Annotated in this window: 16 protein-coding genes and 3 pseudogenes; 9 read left to right on the top strand and 10 right to left on the bottom strand. The window is 52.6% G+C overall.

Annotation, left to right across the window (positions count from 1 at the left end):
- Positions 1 to 24: 24 nt before the first annotated feature.
- A complete protein-coding gene (locus tag INT32_RS11295) occupies positions 25 to 861 on the top strand; it encodes an NADPH-dependent oxidoreductase (RefSeq protein ID WP_193088824.1) in 837 nt (278 codons plus the stop codon).
- A 75-nt stretch (positions 862 to 936) separates the two neighbouring features.
- On the opposite strand, the gene INT32_RS11290 is transcribed toward INT32_RS11295, so the two are convergent.
- A complete protein-coding gene (locus INT32_RS11290) occupies positions 937 to 1,740 on the bottom strand; it encodes a LysR substrate-binding domain-containing protein (RefSeq protein WP_193088823.1) in 804 nt (267 codons plus the stop codon).
- A 199-nt stretch (positions 1,741 to 1,939) separates the two neighbouring features.
- Positions 1,940 to 2,095, bottom strand: a pseudogene (locus INT32_RS11285) (LysR family transcriptional regulator); the annotation flags it as partial.
- Between the two features lie 229 nt (positions 2,096 to 2,324).
- Here INT32_RS11285 and INT32_RS11280 point away from each other — a divergent pair.
- Positions 2,325 to 3,269: an aromatic alcohol reductase gene (locus tag INT32_RS11280; protein ID WP_193088822.1), complete on the top strand. Its 945-nt coding sequence runs from the start codon at positions 2,325 to 2,327 to the stop codon at positions 3,267 to 3,269.
- Between the two features lie 87 nt (positions 3,270 to 3,356).
- On the opposite strand, the gene INT32_RS11275 is transcribed toward INT32_RS11280, so the two are convergent.
- Positions 3,357 to 4,187, bottom strand: a complete 831-nt coding sequence (locus INT32_RS11275; protein ID WP_193088821.1) for an alpha/beta fold hydrolase — start codon at positions 4,185 to 4,187, stop codon at positions 3,357 to 3,359.
- Positions 4,188 to 4,418: 231 nt separating this feature from the next.
- On the opposite strand from INT32_RS11275, the gene INT32_RS11270 reads away from it, so the two are divergent.
- Positions 4,419 to 5,390 (top strand): tripartite tricarboxylate transporter substrate binding protein, encoded by a 972-nt coding sequence (locus INT32_RS11270; protein WP_193088820.1) that lies wholly within the window; start codon positions 4,419 to 4,421, stop codon positions 5,388 to 5,390.
- The gene (locus tag INT32_RS11265) at positions 5,390 to 6,481 is read left to right on the top strand and encodes a mandelate racemase/muconate lactonizing enzyme family protein (RefSeq protein WP_193088819.1); all 1,092 of its coding nucleotides are present in this window, start codon (positions 5,390 to 5,392) and stop codon (positions 6,479 to 6,481) included. Before INT32_RS11270 ends, INT32_RS11265 begins: the two co-directional genes overlap by 1 nt.
- A 211-nt stretch (positions 6,482 to 6,692) precedes the next feature.
- On the opposite strand, the gene iolB is transcribed toward INT32_RS11265, so the two are convergent.
- The 3 genes and pseudogenes from iolB to iolC form a co-directional block, all read right to left on the bottom strand.
- Positions 6,693 to 7,499 carry a 5-deoxy-glucuronate isomerase gene (gene iolB, locus INT32_RS11260; protein ID WP_193088818.1) on the bottom strand — a complete coding sequence of 269 codons (807 nt, stop codon included), beginning with the start codon at positions 7,497 to 7,499 and terminating at the stop codon, positions 6,693 to 6,695.
- Positions 7,499 to 8,455: pseudogene (locus INT32_RS22380) on the bottom strand (2-deoxy-5-keto-D-gluconate 6-phosphate aldolase domain-containing protein); the annotation flags it as partial. The gene iolB and the pseudogene INT32_RS22380, both read right to left, overlap by 1 nt.
- Before the next feature lie 57 nt (positions 8,456 to 8,512).
- Positions 8,513 to 9,460: pseudogene (gene iolC, locus INT32_RS22375) on the bottom strand (5-dehydro-2-deoxygluconokinase); the annotation flags it as partial.
- 146 nt (positions 9,461 to 9,606) lie between these two features.
- On the opposite strand from iolC, the gene INT32_RS11250 reads away from it, so the two are divergent.
- Complete coding sequence (locus tag INT32_RS11250; protein ID WP_226816919.1) at positions 9,607 to 10,434, top strand: MurR/RpiR family transcriptional regulator; 828 nt, start codon at positions 9,607 to 9,609, stop codon at positions 10,432 to 10,434.
- Between the two features lie 26 nt (positions 10,435 to 10,460).
- Entirely contained in the window at positions 10,461 to 11,438 is a 978-nt protein-coding gene (locus INT32_RS11245) for a tripartite tricarboxylate transporter substrate binding protein (protein WP_193088815.1), read from the top strand.
- Between the two features lie 130 nt (positions 11,439 to 11,568).
- Here the strand turns inward: INT32_RS11245 and INT32_RS11240 are convergent, their stop codons facing one another.
- On the bottom strand, positions 11,569 to 12,387 hold the full coding sequence (locus INT32_RS11240; protein WP_193088814.1) for an IclR family transcriptional regulator C-terminal domain-containing protein: 819 nt from the start codon (positions 12,385 to 12,387) through the stop codon (positions 11,569 to 11,571).
- 89 nt (positions 12,388 to 12,476) lie between these two features.
- Here INT32_RS11240 and INT32_RS11235 point away from each other — a divergent pair, with 89 nt between their 5' ends.
- The 3 genes from INT32_RS11235 to INT32_RS11225 all read left to right on the top strand — a co-directional run bounded on the left by INT32_RS11235 (position 12,477) and on the right by INT32_RS11225 (position 15,856).
- A complete protein-coding gene (locus INT32_RS11235; RefSeq protein WP_193088813.1) occupies positions 12,477 to 13,385 on the top strand; it encodes a TauD/TfdA family dioxygenase in 909 nt (302 codons plus the stop codon).
- Positions 13,382 to 14,344 carry a tripartite tricarboxylate transporter substrate binding protein gene (locus tag INT32_RS11230; protein ID WP_193088812.1) on the top strand — a complete coding sequence of 321 codons (963 nt, stop codon included), beginning with the start codon at positions 13,382 to 13,384 and terminating at the stop codon, positions 14,342 to 14,344. The genes INT32_RS11235 and INT32_RS11230 overlap by 4 nt, the downstream gene beginning before the upstream one ends.
- Before the next feature lie 300 nt (positions 14,345 to 14,644).
- Positions 14,645 to 15,856, top strand: coding sequence for an ABC transporter substrate-binding protein (locus INT32_RS11225; RefSeq protein ID WP_370540217.1), 1,212 nt, complete (start codon positions 14,645 to 14,647; stop codon positions 15,854 to 15,856).
- Positions 15,857 to 15,916: 60 nt separating this feature from the next.
- On the opposite strand, the gene INT32_RS11220 is transcribed toward INT32_RS11225, so the two are convergent.
- The 3 genes from INT32_RS11220 to fabG form a co-directional block, all read right to left on the bottom strand.
- Entirely contained in the window at positions 15,917 to 16,660 is a 744-nt protein-coding gene (locus tag INT32_RS11220; RefSeq protein WP_193088811.1) for a citryl-CoA lyase, read from the bottom strand.
- Between the two features lie 83 nt (positions 16,661 to 16,743).
- A complete protein-coding gene (locus INT32_RS11215; RefSeq protein ID WP_193088810.1) occupies positions 16,744 to 19,392 on the bottom strand; it encodes an acetate--CoA ligase family protein in 2,649 nt (882 codons plus the stop codon).
- On the bottom strand, positions 19,389 to 20,138 hold the full coding sequence (fabG, locus tag INT32_RS11210; protein ID WP_193088809.1) for a 3-oxoacyl-ACP reductase FabG: 750 nt from the start codon (positions 20,136 to 20,138) through the stop codon (positions 19,389 to 19,391). The genes INT32_RS11215 and fabG overlap by 4 nt, the downstream gene beginning before the upstream one ends.
- Positions 20,139 to 20,159 lie beyond the last annotated feature (21 nt).

Raw genomic sequence — 20,159 nt, 5'->3', positions numbered from 1 at the left:
GTTAAATCTATGAGTAAAAAATTCATGAACCATTCCATAAGCTCCAGTGCTCCGCAAGACCTCGTATATGCACGTTATCAGAAAGCATCGTTCGTCTCAGAAGAATTGAACACAACGATCGAGACCATACTCAACCACCGCTCCGTCCGTGCATATACCGACGAAGTGCTGAAACCCAATACGCTCGAACTGCTTGTTGCTGCTGCACAATCTGCATCGTCTTCCTCCAATTTGCAGACATGGAGTGTGGTGGCGGTGCAGGATCCAGCGCGCAAGGAGCGGCTGGCCCAACTGGCAGGAAACCAGGAACACATTCGGCGCTGCCCGCTGTTTCTTGTCTGGGTGGCCGATCTGTCACGACTGAAATCCCTGGGCCTCAAGCGCGGTGTGCCTCATGCCAGTCTTGATCATTTGGAAACGTTCCTGGTTGCAACTATCGATTCAGCGCTTGCCGCGCAGAATGCCGCACTCGCGGCCGAATCCATGGGTCTTGGGGTCGTCTATATCGGTGGGATGCGCAATCATCCAGAGGAAGTCGCCAAGGAGCTTGGTTTACCTGATTATGCGTTCGCAACCTTTGGCATGTGTATTGGCTATCCGGATGTACTCAGGCCCGCGTCGATCAAACCACGCCTTGCTCAGGCTGCAGTCCTTCATAAGGAGAAGTATGATGCATCTGCCCTTAATGCCTCGACGCAAAGCTATAACGCAACCATGGCAGAGTTTTACGCGACGCAGGGCATGAAAAACAGCGGCCCTTGGGATCTGCATTCCTTGAATCGTGTTCGCGGCCCGGACGCGATGGCAGGACGGCATCGTCTGGTTGAAGCGCTTAATAATCTGGGATTTGAACTGCGCTAAGGCCAGGCAAAGGGACGGCATGTATGTGGAGACGGTCAAATAGCGCGGATAATCATGCCAATTTCCTAGGAAGACTCAGGGACGCCAATCCCAGTCTGCTGCCACGTTGTGCACGCGTTCGCCAACCCAATGGACGAAAGCTCGCACCGCCGAAGACAAATGCCGGTTTTGAGGATAAATGACTGACAGAGGAACTGACGGGGCCTTGTACTGTTCAAGGACCTGAGCCAGGCGGCCGGCACGCAGGTGTTGTACTGCAAGAAAGCTGGCAATGCGTATCAATCCAAGCCCCTCAAGAGCACATGTCACGTAGGCATCGGTATCGTTCACAGCGAGAGATCCTTTTACACCGACTTCGCGCTCCTCGTCATTCAAGACAAAGCGCCAATTCTGCGCCCTGCCCGTGAGCCCTGAATGAAATTCGATCACTTGGTGATGTGCCAGGTCCTCCAGTGAGCGCGGTGCGCCGTATTGTTGTAGATAGTCAGGGGAGGCGCAAATCAGCCATTCGAAACTACCTATCTTGCGCGCCACCAACAACGCCGAAAACGTTGGTATGCCGGCCCGTACTACACAGTCGACTCCCTCCTGTATCAACTCTACAGGCCGGTCGCCAAGTGTCAGTACTACATCAATCTCGGGATAGCTAGCCTGAAACGTCTTTATAGCGGGTAAAACAACCAATCGTGCAAAGGACGACGTCATGCCAATTCGTAACCGACCCCGAGGCTTGAGTGCGTTGCCCGATAAATTTGCTTCCATCCGCTGAACCTCGTTCAGTACATGTTGGCAGTGATCGTAGTAAAGACTGCCATCGGGTGTGAGGCTGAGCGTTCGTGTCGTGCGTTGCAATACAGTGATCGTAGTAAAGACTGCCATCGGGTGTGAGGCTGAGCGTTCGTGTCGTGCGTTGCAATAGAGTGATCGTAGTAAAGACTGCCATCGGGTGTGAGGCTGAGCGTTCGTGTCGTGCGTTGCAATGCAGTGATCGTAGTAAAGACTGCCATCGGGTGTGAGGCTGAGCGTTCGTGTCGTGCGTTGCAATACAGTGATCGTAGTAAAGACTGCCATCGGGTGTGAGGCTGAGCGTTCGTGTCGTGCGTTGCAATAGTTTGACGCCAAGAAAAGCTTCCAGGTCTTGAATTGCCCTGCTTACTGTGGAACGAGGTATTGACAGGCTCATTGCCGCACCCGCAAAACTGTGAGATTCGACAACACGACAAAATATCTGCATGACCCGAATTCTATCCACCGGCGTCCTCCGCTAAGCTTATAAGTTGCTTCATTATCCCATTTTTTGCAATTTTGAAAGCAATTAAATGGGGCTTACGAATCGAACACACACCACCTATACTCAGAATTACTACTTTGCCGCAACCCCTTCCCTCATGCTGAATGCACTGCCAGCATATTATGCAAGAAAACTGCAACAATCATCCTAAACCATAAAGGACATCTATCTTATGAACGAGCTGCCTGAGAACGTCAACATGGACAATATTTTAGTGTTAGGCGCAGGAGAACTGGGAATGGCTATCTTGCGCTATCTTGCCCCACGCCAGAAAAATGCCGGCTGCCCGCTTGCCGTGCTGGTATCTCCGCAGTCATTGGATCACCCTACACAGGGACAAGCACAGAAGTACGGAGAACTGCGTGCCATGGGTGCACGTTTGCTGCCATTCGATCTTATGAACAGCGCCGTTGAAGATCTCATCCAGGTGTTCGGTCAATTTCATACTGTGATCAATTGCACCGGATTCGTCGCCGGGCCGGGCACCCAAATCAAACTGACCGAAGCCGTTCTTGCCGCCGGCGTCCGTCGCTATTTTCCCTGGCAGTTTGGCGTGGACTATGACGTCATCGGCAAAGGCAGCGGCCAGCCAGTGTTCGATGAACAATACGACGTCAGGAACATACTACGGTCCCAATCGAAAACCGAATGGGTGATTGTTTCAACCGGCATGTTCACAAGTTTCCTGTTTGAACCAACAACAGGTCTAATTGATTTTGAAAGAGGCATCGTACGCGGTTTGGGTAGCTGGGAAACAAAAGTTACCGTAACAACGCCTGACGATATTGGCCGTCTAACTACCGAAATCCTGCTTGAGCACCCCAGGATTATGAACCAGGTAGTCTTTGTAGCCAGCGACACAGTTTCGTACAGCCAGCTAGCTACAATCGTGGAGGAAGTTACGGAGCGCACTTTTAAGCGCGACCTGTTGACAAAAGAAAAACTCAGCATCGATCTTGCACGGCGTCCCGAGGACGTCATGGCTCGGTATAGAGTGGCATTCGCGCTCGGCGACGGGATGTGGTGGGACAAGGCCACGACCTACAACGCCCAAAAAGGCATCCCGACAACCGACGTCAAAACCTGGCTATTAGCGCACAAGGCGAGAGTGGGCTAGCACAGGTCTGCTGTCTCAAAGGAGTAGAGGACGCGACTGTTTGGGAGCAATGCGTTGTAAGTGCGAATTTTTCTGCAACGACTACATTCAATCCTGAAAATCCTTGAGATACGCTTTAATCGCCTCTGCGACGGCCACCGGCTGTTCCGGCAGCAAGGCGTGACCTGCATTGGCGATCGCTACTGTCGTTACCCGTTGCGTTCCCAGATCCTGGCTTAGTTGCCAACCAGCTTCTTGCGGCGCGAAGGCATCATCCAGCGCCCGGACATCCAGGATCCTGGCATTGCCTGCTCCCCACCAGTTGTCGATAGGTGTTGCCGCCTTGGCGGCGCGATGGGCATTGGCTGCTTCAGGATACCATCCATCCAGCCAAACGGACGCATCGCTCGCTTCGGCAAAAAACACCTTTTTGATCCAGTCCAGTCGCACAGATACATCCAGGCTTTGATCCATGCAATGCGACAGGCCAGCGCCTGGTCCTTGCGCTACCACGCGCGGCCCGGCAGCCAGAATAATCACCGCGCGGACAAGATCCGGACGGTCAACGGCGACAATGCGGGCCGTCCAATTGCCGAAAGCATGTCCCGCAACAAAGGCCGGCTCCCCGCCTTCGGCGTCGATCACCGACACGACATCACGACCGAAATCATGCAGTGTCAGCTTATCCATGCGCCCAGTGCTTGCTCCAATGCCCCGCGGGCTCGGGCAGGCGACACGATAGCCAGCCTCAGCCAGGAGCGCCGAAACAGGCTCGAAGTCTTCCACGTCCCGTCCCAGCGACGGCAACATGACAATAAGCGGCCCTTTTCCCCGCACCCAATAGGCAATGGAGATTGCTTGTGGCCGACCATCGTTTTCTTCACAACGCGTCGCGGTTTTATGGATGGTCTGGTATGTATTGAAAGTCGAAACATTCATGAATATTCACTTGTGATTTAAATCGAATTCTTGCCAATTATTAGTTTCTTTATACATCTATCTATAGTTTCTTTATGAAACCATATAAATACCAGTTGAAAGTTGATTGCAACTGAATTATAGTTGATAAAAGAAACTATATGGTTTTAAATTCAAAATATATAGTTTCTTATTGAAACCAAACCAAACGGTTCACAAGAACCACAAAAACCTCTGAAGAGGAGACAAAATATGAAAAAAATTCGTCCATTCGCCTTGCTCGCCCTGACCGTCGGCGCGGTTTTTTCAGCCCAGGCGCAAACCGCCGACAATTACCCGAATCGCACCATTCGCATCATCGTGCCGTATACGCCAGGCGCGATCAATGACATTCTGGCTCGTCGCATGGCGCAATACCTCGGTGAGGAACTCAAGCAGACCGTCATTGTGGAAAACAAGCCCGGCGCCGGCACGGCGATTGGCACCGAGTTTGTCGCGCGAGCCGATCCGGATGGCTACACATTGCTGCAAGCCGCAGCAGCTCACTCGATCCTTCCTTCATTGGTCAAGAAACTCCCGTTTGATCCGCTCAAGAGTTTTGAGTTCATCACGCTGGCCGCCACATCTTCCTATGTGATGATCGCCACGCCAAAACTGCCGGCAAATAACGTGGCCGAATTTATTTCACTTGTAAAAGAGGAACCAGGTAAATACGTCTATGCCTCCACCGGTAATGGCAGCTCGGCGCACCTGATGGGTGAAATGCTCAAAGAGCTGACGGGGACCGACATCATGCATATCCCATACAAGGGCCTGGCACAAGGCTTGAACGATGTTGCCAGCGGACAGGTTCACGTAACCTTCGGCACCTATCCCGGCTCGATGGCTTACCTGAAGCCCGGGCGCGTCAAGGCGCTCGCCACCACCGGCAAGAACCGCATGTCATCGCTGCCCGAAGTGTCCACGGTTCAAGAAACCGTGCCCGGCTATGATGCGCAAGGCTGGTGGGGATATCTGGCGCCCGCCGGAACGCCAAAAGCAATTGTTCAAAAACTGAACAGCGCGTTCAATAAAATCATTCGCAACAAGACATTTTCCGACACGTTCACTTCCGAAGGCGTCGAAATGCTTGGCACGACCGGGGATGCCTTCAAGACCCATGTCGAGCAGGAAATGCAGGTTTGGGGAAAACTTGTCAAATCCGCCCAAATCAGGACCAACTGATGAAGTTAGCCGATTGGTCGCTGCGCTTTTACCGTATCCCGTACGTTCACACCATCCGTTGGGCCAACGCGGTCGAAAATGAAGGCGTGTACGCCTTGCTAACATTGCGCAACGAACAGGGACAGGCCGGCTATGCCGAAGGCACACTCAAGGCGACCTGGTCTGGGGTATCGCCCGCCATGCTGCAGGCCGCCTTTGATGACATACTGATACCGCAATTGGCCGGCACCGACTTGAGTGACGCTCAGGCCGTGGCCCGGTCGCTTGCGCCCATTCCCGAAAACCGGCTCGCCAAGGGCATGATCGAAACCGCCGCCCTGCTGCTGCGCGCGGCGGCCCATCAACAGCCATGCTGGCGCTTTACGCAGGGACAATCCAAGATTGACGTTGCCTGGACACTGACCCGGCAATCCCCCGCGCGAATGGTGGCGCAAGCCCTGGAGCAATACACGCGCCATGGCCTCTGCAGTTTTAAAGTCAAGGGCGGACAAGGTGTTAAGACCGACCTCGCGGTGCTTCGCGCCTTACACGACGCCCTGCCAGCCCACTGCCGGTATGTGGTGGATGCCAACAGCCAATACACGCCCGCCGAAACGCCGCACTATCTGGAACAATTAGCTGCTTGCGGCGTTCAATACGTCGAGGACCCCTGCCCGCTCGAATCGTTATCATTATTTGAATCGTTGCAACGGCAGTCGCCACTGCCGATTTTGATTGATCGCGCCTGTACCACTGAACAGGATGCGGAACGTTTTTTACAGGCAGGCGCCCTGGCGCTGAGCACCAAGCCTGGGCGAATCGGCATGGGTGAAGCACAGCGCATCCGCCAGCGGGCTGCCCAACACGGTGCAAAAACCACAGTCGGCATTTATGCAGAAAGTGCGCTTGGCACCCTGATCAATCTGCAATGGGCCGCCAGTTGCCCCGTCGGACTCGATGCTTTTCCTGCCGAACAGACCTTCTATCTCGGCCTGACGGCCAGCCCGCTGAAGCATGCCCTTTGGCTTGAAGGCGGCGCGATCCACCTGCCGGATCCGCCACTGACTGACACCGTGCTGGACCTGGCAGGCATCTCGTTCAGACCGGATTAAACAGGCGCGCGTCTGACGCCCGGTTAACGCGCCGCCTTGCGTACATCGAAAATCCAACGCAACCCGGCCGGCGAGCGCAAGATACGCGGGCCCTCATGCCCTAAACCCGGCACGACTTCGAATGTATGCGAAACCGGCAACGCGCCATATAAATCGACAACATGGCCATTTCGTTGAGAAAGATCGGGAATTTTCTGAACGATTTTATGGCTCAACCCTTTAGCATCCATTCATGTTCAGGATCATTATGAAAATGCCACACTCTTTTAGGTCCGGCCATTACATTCAAATAATATGATGTATAACCATGCGGTACTACTACAGGATGATAGCCTTTGGGAACCTTGACGACATCATGGTTCTCAACACAGATCGCCTCATCAATATCACGATTGTCCGTATATACCCGCTGGAATGCGAAACCCTGGGGTGGGTTCAGTCTGTGGTAATACGTTTCTTCCAATGCGCTTTCTTTCGGAATGGCATCACGGTCATGCTTGTGAGGCGGATAGCTTGAAGAATTTCCCGGTGGCGTGATGACTTCGACAACCAACAGGCTATGAGCCGGTTCGGTTTCAGGAAGGATATCGCATACATGCCGTGTATTACTTCCTTGCCCACGACTAGACCTTTTCATGCTTTCTGGCCGAATCAGCCGGGAAGGATATTGCCCATTGTTTCCAGGAGCCGTCGCAACCCCCAGCTCACAACCACGCTGTGCTGTTACCAGCACTTCTGAATACGGAGCAATGTATGCGGCATAAGGGGACTTTTCCTCGAAAACCGAAATACGGTCACCCAAATCGTCCCATTGATAAGTGCCATCCGGCCCTTTGACCTGCAGCGACGCCTTACCACTGAGAATAACGAGACACAGTTCATTGGCCTCACTGCGAAATACCCTGGTTTGCGGCTCATCGAACCGATACGCCTGAAAGCCGACATAAGTCAGTCCGCTCGCGCCCATTGGCACATCCGCCACCAGGGTATCAATACTTGCTTTCACTTTCAATGTCATTAACGTTCCCCTTCTTGTCCCGATCTGGCAGCAAGCCAGGCCTCAAACAGAAATTCGAAATTTTCCCGTACCAAATCTTTTAACTGGTCATCGTTGATTGATTCTTCCAGCCAGGCTTTGCTAGGTTCATGAAAGATCGATCGCCCCACAGTGAAGCCCTTGCACAAAGACCATTTGGCTGCCACATCAAAACTCTTCGCAATCGTTGCCAGCGGCGCTGCCAGTCCAAGCAGAACAACACCCTTGCAAAACGGATCTGTCCTCTTAACGAGCTCGTCCAGCATTTGCCAACCACCCGAAGACAGGGCTTCAATTTTCCACCAGTCTGGCAGAATACCAATTTCGTATAAGCGATCGATGGCACGGATAATTTGCTCATCCCGGCTTTTGGTCTCATCTTTTGGCGGAATGATTTCCAGCAGCAAGTCATGACCACTGCTCTGCGTAGCCTGATAGAGCGACAGCATCTGTGCTTCCTGCTCATCTCTCATCGATGTCGGTTGATCGACGTCGTAATAAACAAGGCATTTGACAATATGCTCGTTCGGCCAGTGGCTTAGATTCGAGCCGACGCTACGTCCGTATTCGAACTCGATAGGCATGGACCCCGGCAACTCTACTGGCCGTCCGATCCACCAGCCGCGTCCAGTCGCTTCATTAAGCGCATCCTGTCCTAATCGCTCGTCAGCGAGAATACCTATTGCATCATTTGGCCCGAGACAGTGGCGGTATTTCTGTTCAGACTCACTGACGGCTTGAACAAACAGCGATTTCAATGCTGATATTTTCTTCTGATCAACACCGACTTGGTCGGCCAACTCAATCAGTTGGCTGCGATGATCAAATGCAAAAACAAAAATATTCTTCAGTTCCTTACGCTTGCGGGAGACTCGATGCAATCTGTGCAACAGTTCGTCTTTTTCCAGGTTTTCCCTGCTCCTGTCTCGCGAAAAAAAGTAATCCAGTTCAGCAAGCGTTGGCATCGCCGGTGCGCATCCATGTCTGGATACAACGAGTGCACCACAAGCATTGGCCAGACGACATGTTTGTTCCCAGTTGTCCCCATCAATCCATCCCTTGAGCAATCCTGACATGAAGGCATCACCTGCCCCCAGCACATTAAATACTTCCACTTTGAATGTCGGATAAACAGGTGGGAATTGATCTGGTATTTCATGTTCAAAAACATTGCAACCATCAGCCCCCCTTTTAAGCACAATAGTCGCTGCGGTCACCCGGCGAATAGCCTTGAGTGCGTCAACGATATCAGAGGCACCACCGGCAATCTGGATTTCTTCTTCTGTGCCAACGATCAAATCAAATTCACCCAGCACTTGCTGCAGTTTTGCCGATACGGCTTCACTTGCGATATACCGGGTTTCCCCATCTGCTTGGCCCGTCAGACCCCATAATACGGGACGATAATCGATATCGAGTACCGTTTTAACATCATGCTTTCGAGCATACTTCAGCGCTATCTGACTGGTACGCAATACATCTGGATTGGATAAATGGGTTCCGGTAATGAGCAGTGATCTTGAAGACGCAATATAACTTTCCGAAAAATCTGCTTCTGAAACGGCCATGTCTGCACAATTTTCACGATAAAAAACCAAAGGGAACGTGTCCCTGTCTTTAATGCCCAACAGCACCAAAGCAGTCAACCTGTGTGGATCGACGCGCACGTGACTGGTGTCGCATCCTTCATTTTCCAGTGTTTGTGTCAGGAATCGGCCCATATGATCGTCACCCACTCTGGTCAGCATGGATGACTTTAAGCCTAAACGGGCTGTTCCAAATGCGATATTGCCTGAAGAACCTCCGAGGTACTTGGCAAATGAATGAACATCCTCAAGTTTGGCACCGATTTGTTCCGCATATAAATCTACGGCTAGCCGTCCCAGACAGATCACGTCAAAATCTCTATTTTCCTGAAAACGAAGATGCTTGTTTACGGTCATTTTTCTTTAAACCTGCCAATGGAAGCTGAAGCGCCACTTTAGCGACATCTGGCGAAAAATGCAACAATATTTCTATTTTTTAAATTAATAGAATTATTATTCCAATTGCATTACAATACAACCTAACCACACTACATAAACTCTCAATGACTGCGGAAAAATTTTTGAACGCGTTGGTCAGTCAGTACAACGATTTGCCAAAGCAACTCAAGGTGATTGCCACCTTTGTCGAAAGCCATCAGGATGAAATTCCTGTATTGCGGGTACAGGACATTGCCCAGGCCTGTGCTGTGCAATCCTCGGCTGTCGTTCGTTTCGCCCAGCGTTTTGGTTTCAAGGGCTATAGTGACATGCAGTCTGTTTTTACGGACCAATTGCTCACCGTTATTCCCAAGCATCAACAATATCGGGAACGCATCCGCAAGGAACTTTCCGATGACAACGCCCATGATTCCCTGACATTGACCGACAAACTGGTCTCCAGCGGAATAAAAAGCCTGGAGGATCTGCAGGGTAGTCTGGATCAGACCATACTGAACGACTCTGCTACAGCGCTTGCTCAGGCACGAAAAATCTATATTGCAGGCATGGGACGATCGCTGCCTATCGCTTCCTATCTGGTCTATGCATTACAGAATCTTGAACGGGAAGTCGTTTTTCTCAACGGGCTTGGCGGAGTTCCGGAACAATACATGCGGACGATGAATAGCGAGGATGTATTACTTGCCATCAGCTTTGCACCATATGCAGGAGAAACCCAAAATTGTCTTCGTCACGCAAAAGACTCAGGTGCAAAAATCGTACTTATCAGCGACAGTGCCTTATCTCCCATCAGTCATTTCACAAATCTTCTGCTGTGTTCTACAGATAACCAGACCCTATCCTTCAGAACGCTGACGGCAACTACGTGTTTGGCACAAATTCTGTTTTTATCTCTTGCCTACAAACTGGAAACAACTGAGCAAGTCAAATAATTACCTCGTTAAAAAAGGAGACCAAGATGAAAAAAATCCAATTAATCAAGTCCGTAGCAATAGGCTTTACGCTGCTGTTTTCCGCTCAATCCCAGGCCGAAACCTTTCCCAATAAGCCAATCCGCTGGATCGTACCGTACAGCGCAGGCGGCACAACAGACGTCATGGCACGACACTTGGCCACGGAAATGGGTAAAGCCCTGAAACAAACAATCGTGATTGACAATAAACCCGGTGCAGCAAGCATTATTGGCGCCACAGCAATTGCTCGTGCTACGCCAGATGGCTATACCATTGGCACGGTTGATTCCGGAACACTGGCGTTCAATCCTGCTTTATATAAATCGCTTACCTATGACGCGATGAAAGACTTTTCTTTTATCGGAGGTCTTGGAAAAATGCCTATTGTTCTGGCGGTAAACAATTCTTTTCCAGCCAATAACCTGTCTCAGTTCGTAGACATGGTAAACAAGGAACCGGGTAAGATCACATCAGCTTCGTCGGGCCATGGCTCACCCTTACATATGGCACTTGAATTATTCAACCACAAGCAGAAACTGAATCTGTTACATGTACCATACAAAGGCTCAGCACCGGCAGTGCAGGATCTTGTCAGTGGTCAGGTCAATTCAATATTCGTCGATTTGCCCCCCTCCATTTCCATGATTCAGGCAAAGAAAATGAAAGTGCTGGCCGTCGCGACACCAGAGCGACTGGACATCTTGCCCGACGTGCCCACCTTTGATGAAGCAGGCATCAAAGGTTTCGAAGCCTACGCCTGGCAAAGCCTTGTGGGACCGAAAGGCCTACCAAAGAACAAACTGGACATTCTGAACAAAGCGCTCAATGATGCACTTACTTCAGACACAATCCAGAAAAAATTCTCTGAAATTGGGATCCAGCCCATGCCAATGAGTCAGCAGCAATTGGACAGCTTCGCCCGATCCGAGCATGACTCCTGGGGGAAACTCATCCGTGATGCAGAAATTAAACTTGCAAATTAAATAATCCCGCAACCGCCATATAAAACCAATAGATACACCTGGGAAGATCGTGGATAAGTCAGTCAAGCCTTTCGGCGGCGCTGGCTTGTTCCGTAACACGATCGGCGATCGACCCAAGTCATGCCAGCCATTAAGTCAATTGATGGCCAAGTCCTCGGCTGATGTTCTTTGCGGTTTGCTGCATGATCGGTAAAAATTTTTCCAGTATCGACTCATACTCATGACGTGCCAGATTAAGACTGGTTGTCAGCGCCGCCACTATTTTGTTCCTGTCATCCCTGATCGGCACGGCCAAACCGCAAATGCCCAGCTCCAACTGCTGATTCGCCAAGGCATATCCTTGTTTGCCCGCATGATTGATCGCTTTCTTCAGCGGCGTAGCTTCAATAATTGTAAATTTGGTAAAGCGCTCGAACGGCGCCTGCGCCAGATATGCGTCAAGACTATCACTTCCCATACTGGCCAATAATACCTGCCCACTTGAGGTCGCATGGGCGGGAAGCCTTTCCCCCACGCCCAGACGCCGGGACAGCGGACTTGGCATTTCAGCGCGCGCAACATACACAATCTCGTTGCGATCAATGACTGATACGGTACAAATTTCCCCTGTTTTCTCCATGTACTCATCGACCGCCACCCGAGCCAGGTCGCATAACGGAAGTGCTGCCAGGTATGCATAGCCCAACTCCAACACGGCAGGCGTCAGGCTGAATTTGCGATTATCAACACGTGCATATTCCAATGTAATCAAGGTGTAAAGCAGCCTGCGCGCACCTGCTGCTGTCAGCCCGGTACGCTGCGCCACCTCGCTGAGCGTAAGAAATTGATGGTTAGGCCCAAACGCCTTGATGACAGACAATCCCCGAGCAAAGGCCTCTACAAACTGATCACTCCCCTTGGGTAAACCCGAAGTGGTTAGATGGCTATTTTCTGGCATAATAATTTCCATATGCGAAATATATTTCTACTATCGAAATAATAGATCGCTTTGTATGAGCGTGTCAATACAATTCTGATCAAATCAGGAGGAACAGAGCAATGGAACTGACGCCTGTAAGTGCACAATTTGTGGCAGAAGTAACGAATATCGATCTTTCGACACCCTTGGCTATCGGAGAACAGCAAGCATTACGCAAGCATCTGGATGAATTCGCGGTTTTGATTTTCCCCGACCAGCCGCTGACTGAGGCCGAACAGCTGGGTATCGCAAAACTGTTTGGTGATCTCGAAGTCTCTGTCGGCGCTTCAATATATAGCACCAACAAGCCTCGCCGACTTGGACATACCGAACTATCTGACATTTCGAACCTTGATGAAACAGGCCGCATTCTGGACAACGGTGATATCAGGAGATTGATAAATATCAGCAATCAGTTATGGCATACCGACAGCTCCTTTAAACGAACGCCGGCAAGCGTATCGCTGCTTTCGGCCCAGGAAATCCCCCCGGTGGGCGGCGCAACGGAGTTTGCCGATATGCGCGCTGCGTGGGATGCGCTGGATGAAAGCATGCAGCAGCGCCTTCTGCCGCTTGTGGCTATTCATGACTACTTTCACTCAAGAGGTCTGACAGGGTTTGATGTGGAAGGCATCCCGGATCATTGGCGCACGCTTCAACCTCCCGTGCCACAAGTGCTGGTACGCCACCATCGAAATACCGATCGGCACTCGCTGTACCTTGCCTCGCACATTAGCAAGATCGAAGACATGTCGGATACAGACAGCAAAGCGTTGGTGGATGAACTCATCGCATTTGCTACGCAACCTCAGTTCCTATATCGACATCGATGGCGTACTCACGATCTGGTGATGTGGGATAACCGCTGCACCATGCATCGGGGAGCCGGGTTTGATGAAAAATATCGTCGATCCATGAGACGGGCTACCGTACAGGATATAGGCCCAAGTGTTGAACAAATTGATCATTCCAGAGAGGTGACCGCATGACAAATTTTTTTAAACATATGGCATTTGCCATAACCATGGGTCTGGGCTGTACCACGGCCTTTGCCGCCTACCCCGACAAGCCGGTCAATATTGTTGTTCCTTTTGGTGCTGGTTCTGCAACGGATACGCTGGCCCGCGCGATGGCCCAGGCATTAAGTGAAAAATGGGGCCAGAGTGTGACGGTGGACAACAAACCCGGGGCCGGCGGCGCCATTGGCGCCTCCTATGTCGCACGTAGCAATCCTGACGGCTACACACTTTTGATGGGAACAAATGGCCCCATGGCAGCCAATCCGAGTCTGTACAAAAGCCTCACTTACGATCCTGTCAAGGATTTTTCGCCCGTCGCGTTAATGGGTAGACTGCCCATGGTTCTTATCGCCAATAAAGACACACAGCCTAAAGACGTCCATGAGCTCATCGCCTTTGCCAGACAAAATCCCGGGCAATTGAACTTTGGCGCCAGCAACACCACCGCCAGAGTATGGGTGGAGCTTTTAAAGCAAATGGCTGACGTCGACGTCGCGACCGTGCTATACAGTAATGTAGGAAGCATGATGACCGACTTGATCAGCGGCAGAATTACCTATGCTTTTGAAAACGTTGGGCCGTCTGCACCACAAATTTCCGCCAGTGCCGTTAAAGCACTCGCCGTAACAACGGCTGAGCGGGCCGCTTTTTCGCCTGACACCCCGACCATCGCGGAATATGGATTAGATAAACACCAATTGGTTGTCTGGTTTGCCATGTTTGCACCTGGCGAAACCCCGCAAAATATAATCGACACAATTAACAAGACGGCCAACGAGGTGTTAAAAAGCGAAAAAATCAAACAGATATCAGCGCAAATAGGCATGGCCCCTGTCGGAGGAACTGACAAAGACCTTCAAGATTACCAACACAATGAAATAAAAAAATGGCACGAGTTAGTGAAATTGACGGGGGTGACTATTAACTAGTCCATACGTTATAAGCAATCGGCAATATGACCCGCCTGCGCATGACCGGGCTTCTACCGGCGCGCAGGCATTAGCGATCCTGCACCATGACGCCGTTCAAATAAAGCCACTCCGATCAAGGCACAATGCGGGATAACACAGTGCGTCAGCTGGAATGCCTGATCCGAGTCGACCATACCACACACCCGATCCATGATTTGAACACACCTGATAGCCGTGAAAAACCCCGATTGACACTCACGTAAGCGACCGGGAATAATGGCCGATTCAAATATAACAACCTTGGTGACGGAGACTGCAGTGAAACTCAACATTCTATTTACAGCCCTGCTCAGTACATGTGTCATGAGTGCCGCAGCAGCAGACAATTCCACTGTGCGGATTGGCGTATCAAACGACCGCTCCGGCATATACGCCGATCTTGGCGGCCTGGGCTCCGAAGTAGCCGCCAAGATGGCCGTCGAGGATTTCGGCGGCGAAGTTTTGGGCAAAAAGATTGAAGTGATCGGTGGCGATACCCAAAATAAGGTCGATGTTGCCGGACAACTCGTGCGCAGTTGGTTTGATACCAAAAATCTGGTTGCTGTAGTCGATGGCGGCGCCAGTTCTACCGGGCTGGCCGCGGCCGCGATTGCCCGGGAAAAGAATAAAACTGCACTAATCAGCGGTGGCTTTGCTGCAGATTTCGCCGGCGCACAATGCGCTGAGACCACCACGCAATGGGCCCCCGACACCTATGCGCTGGCCAAGGCTGTGGTTCGCAGCAATGTCCAGGCCGGCGCAAAATCATGGTATTTCGTCACCACCGACTATATTTTTGGCAAAACGCTGGAGAAAAACGCCAGCCAATTTATCAGCCAGGAAGGCGGCAAGGTTCTGGGTAGTGTTCGTCACCCATTAGGGGCGTTGGATTTTTCTTCCTTTTTGCTGCAAGCACAATCGTCCGGTGCAGATATTATCGGCCTTGCCAGCGCAGGAGGCGATCTGGTGAATCTGGCCAAGCAGTCACAGGAGTTTGGCCTGACAGCGGGTAAACAAAAACTGGCCACCTTTCTCACTTTTATCAACGATGTAGATGGCATGGGGTTGGATGTGGCCAAAGGCTTGGTATTTCCTACGGCCTTTTATTGGGATACCGATGAAGATACACGCGCCTGGGCCAAGCGCTGGCAGCAGAAAAGTGGCTTTAACCGCGCTCCGTCGGTTGTGCAGGCATTAACCTATGTGAGCGTGAACCACTATCTGAACGCCGTCAAGGCGGCAGCCACGTTCGATGGCGACAAGGTAGCCAAGGCAATGAGTGACTTGCCCATTAGCTCAAAGCTAATCAAGAACGCGCGGGTACGGCCTGAAGACGGGCGCGTCATTATGGATCTGGCGCTGGTGCAAGTGAAAACGCCGCAGGAATCAAAGGCACCCTATGACTACTATAAAGTACTCTCCACGATACCTGGAGATGAAGCGTTCGTATCGCTGGCTGACAGCGCCTGCCCGCGGGTCAAGAAAAGCTAAGCCCGCGCAGTTCTTACAATGACACCGTACAGGGCGATCAGCACCCTGTACCTTCCGGTCCTATGCGCCAGAAGCCATGTCCCAAACCTTTTGCCCAATAGGATGTTGCTGCTCCTCGATAATGTGGGCCATAAGTCCCACTGAACGCCCAATCATCGTAAGTGCCTTGCCCAACTCCGGTGTCAACCCCATATCCAGCACAATCGCGCCTTTTGCACCCGTAGCGTTCAGGGGAATTTTTCGCCCCGACTGACGCGCGGCGGCGGCGGCCAGCTCGACGGCAAAACGCGAATAGTTGCCGTAAAAGCCGCAGTCCCTGGCGATCTCAAACATCCTCTCGCACCTGGGGTCGCCGTCTACGTGGATGGGATGCCCCACGCCCGGAATCTTGCGTTTGACTGCCTTATTGGCTTTTACACACTCCTGTGCAAAATGCCGCAGTTCCTCGTCGGTGTAACTGTCTTGCTGCGGTAGCGCATCGCGCAAAAATCGTGCTGAATATTCAATCACGCCCAGAAAGCGTGAACCGGCGCCCAGAAGCCCGGCGGCCAGCGCCCCTTGCATGGATTCGGGCGCACCATGCAAAGTCAGGCGTGCCGACAGTGCGCTGGGGGTCAGCCCGTGGTCCGTCGCACTGACCAAAAACAGGTTGAGCATACGTTTGAGCTCAGGCGTTGGAAACTGCCCCAGCAGTTCCAGCGCCAGCACATCAATAAAATCACGATTGAAAAGATCATTGACCAGGTCGTGGCCACGGACCGAGATAGAATGGGCGTCGCCGCCGCCAATTTGACTGTTAAACATCGAAAAGCTCCCTCGTTAAGCAATTTTGTCCCCGCATCTGAATGCCGCGCATCAAACGAAAACATTTACAGGCAGGCAAAGTATTATTCAATCACCGCATCCAGCGCGACGACTCCATGACCGTTGTTCAACACCACCAGTGGATTGACTTCAAGCGACTGTACCCGGTCTCCCAGGCTTAGAAACAGCGCGACAAGGTGCTGCGTGGCGTCGAGCAGCGCTGATCGATCACGCGCAGGCAGACCGCGATGACTGGCCAGACGTCTTGCTACCCGCGTAGAATCCAGGATACCGTCCAGCAGAGCACGATCGGCCGGCAGACGGCAGCGCGCCACATCAGCCTCCACTTCCACCCAGACGCCGCCCGCACCAATGCTCAGAATCGGCCCGAAGACCGCATCGCGGTGAATGCCAACCAGCATTTCAACGCCATCGGTGATCATCTCGGAAACAAGTACTCCACGAATATTGTTGTCTGGTACGTTGTGCGCACACGCTGCAGCCATAATCTGCTCAAAAGCCTGGCGCACCTGCGCCTCATCCCACAGGTTCAATTGCACGCCGCCAATTTCGCTTTTGTGCAGCACGCCATCGGCCACAATTTTCAGCGCTACCGGAAAACCAATGGCTTTGGCCTGCATGGCCGCCTCGTCGGCAGTGTGGACTTGCAGCTCCTTCGGAGAACGTACTCCGGATTGCATTATCAGCGCTTTGGCCTGGGTCTCGTTGCACGGCAATGGCCCGGCGCAAGCTTTTTCATGCGAATCCGCCGGTGCGTCGCGCCGGCCGTCGTTACGCTCTGTCCATTCGGCATACCAATTGATGCGTTTGAGCGCCTGCATGGCATTGCGCAGGCTATAGACGGGCGCAAAGCCTTCGGCGACCAGTAAATCATGAGCTTGGCCACGACGGCTGCTCATCCAGACGGGTACGAACGCTTTCCTTGCCTGTCTTGCCACCTCAAGCATATTGCGCACCATGCCTTCCGTGCTGGCAGCGTAGTTAGAGGTGATCGGGTACAGCACCGCATCCACGCCAGGATCATTGAAAAGCGGCAACAGGCATTTGCTGGCAAGCTGTGGATCGACCAGGGCCTTGGTCGTCAAATCAACCGGATTAGTCAAGGCGGCATATGATGGCGCGTGTTTTGCCATTTCCGCCACTGTCGATTCGTCCAGAGACGCCATGGTTAATCCTGCTTCACCCACTTTGTCTGCGGACAGTACTCCGGCTCCGCCTGAAGATGAATAAACACACAGACGCTTCAAGCCCTGAACTCCTACGCGCGAAAGCAAGCTTGCTACATCAAGCATTTCATCCAGATCATCGACCCGGATGACGCCATATTGGGAGAACACCGCATCATTAACGACATCATCGCCCGCCAGCGATGCCGTATGCGACTGCGCCGCCTTCTTGCCAAAATCAGAACGACCAACTTTCAGGGCGATCAGCGGCTTGCCTGCCCGGCTGGCTGCCTGCGCGGCAGCGACAAAGCGCTCTCCGTCCTTGATGCCTTCGATGACCGTGCAGATGATATCCGTCCCGGGATCCTGAGCCAGCCATTGGATAAAGTCAGCATTATCCAGGTCAAGCTCGTTACCGGTCGAGAACCAGCGGGAAAAACACACCCCACGTTCATTACCCTGCATCAATGATCGCCCAAGACCGCCACCTTGCGTGACAAGGCCGATACGCGAGAGTTTATTATTACGACCGTCATTGCGGAATTCGGTCGAAAAGGTCAGCCCAAGACGTGGCGACAATATGGTCATGCCGGCGCAATTGGGACCATACAGCCGCATCCCGGTACGCGCGGCAAGCGCCAGCATCTGCTGTTCGGCTTGACGCCCCGTTTCGCCCAGTTCTGCAAAACCGCCGGTAAACACAATGGCATAGCGCACCGCTTTAGCGGCACACGCCTCCAATGTAGCAAGCGCCGAATCTGCCGGGACCAGCAACAGCGCCACATCGATTTTCTGTGCTGGTACGTCGTCGATTGATCTGTACAAGGGCAGGTCCTGCCACTGTCCGCCTCGGGGGTTCACCAGGAACACGTCTCCATCGAAATCCGAGTGTTCAATCAGATTCTGCACTGTGGTGTGACCCAGCGTGCCTGCGGTAGTGGATGCGCCGACAATCATCACGGAACGAGGCTTTATCAGCCCGGCCAGGCTGTCAAAAGCAGTATTCGATTTCAATTGGTCGACTTTCAACTGTGATATTCCTGCGCTCATGCGCCCTCCTTCCTGCATGTCATCATGCGTCGTCCATTCTGTGTCGGCCACGACCTCACCATGCTGATTTTTGATAATGCGATGCATCAAGACTCTGCCAGTTCCCGGCCGCTTCAGCGATTCGGTTTTTTTGCCGATGCGCAACTCCACATGAATCGTATCGCCGATAAACACCGGTTTGCGCCATTGGCATCGCAATTCGACCAGCGCGTACCGGGCGCCATCCATCAGCCGATAAACAGGCATGCGCGTGGTCAGCCCGGAGGCGATGGCCAACGTCAGCATGCCGTGGGCAGCGCGCTGCCCAAAAGGATGCTCTTGCGCATAAACTGCATCCGTGTGCAAGGCGTTGAAATCACCCGAGAGACCCGCGAACTGAACCACATCCGCTTCGGTCACGGTGCGACGCGGACTGATCCAGCTCTGCCCCTCATCGATATCATCAAAATAAAGGCGGCGGCTCAAATGCTCGTTCAGATCGAATGGCGTGCTCATGCGTAACGTCCCCCTGTCACATGGACGGTTTCGCCGGTGGTAAACCCGGCCAGACGGGAAGCCAGAAAAGCGACGGTTGCGGCCACATCGGCCGGATCGCCCAGACGGGCGACCGGCGTATTGGATTTGGCGCGCTCGGTCAACTCCTGATAGTCCGGGCGTTGTCGCATGCGAGGCGTAGAGATGACCCCCGGCGCCACGGCGTTGGCGGTGATGCCGAATTTGCCAGATTCCAGCGCCAGCGAACGGGTGAAGCCGATCAAGCCGGCTTTTGCAGCTGAATAATTGGTCTGCCCGGGATTGCCAAGATGCGCACGCGATGCGATGTTAATAACCCGGCCATATCGGTTATCCATCATCATCGGCAATACGGCACGGGTGCAATGGAATGCCCCTTGCAGGGTGACGTCCAGAACCGCATGCCAGTCTTCCTCAGACATTTTGGTCAGGTAGCGGTCACGTGCAAAGCCGGCGTTGTTGACGAGCACATCAATTTTTTTCCACCTATCCGTAGCCTGTTGCACGGCCTGATCCACCGCATTCTTGTCCGTCACATCAGCAAGTACGCCAAGCACGCGTCCCTCGAAGGCAGCAAGCTGTTGGCAGGCATTGTCAATCGACGGCTGGCTGGCATCGCATACCACGACATTGCAACCCTCCTGAAGAAAACGCGTTGCCATTGCCAGGCCCAGTGTGCCGGCGCCGCCTGTTATCAAAGCGGTGCTGTCTTTCAATCCCAGATCCATATTCAGTTTTCCATCCAAAGT

The sequence above is a fragment of the Advenella sp. FME57 genome (genome assembly GCF_014897675.1).
Taxonomy (GTDB): domain Bacteria; phylum Pseudomonadota; class Gammaproteobacteria; order Burkholderiales; family Burkholderiaceae_B; genus Advenella.
The sequence above is the reverse complement of the archived record's forward strand: the minus strand, read 5'-3'. Positions and strand labels throughout refer to the sequence as shown.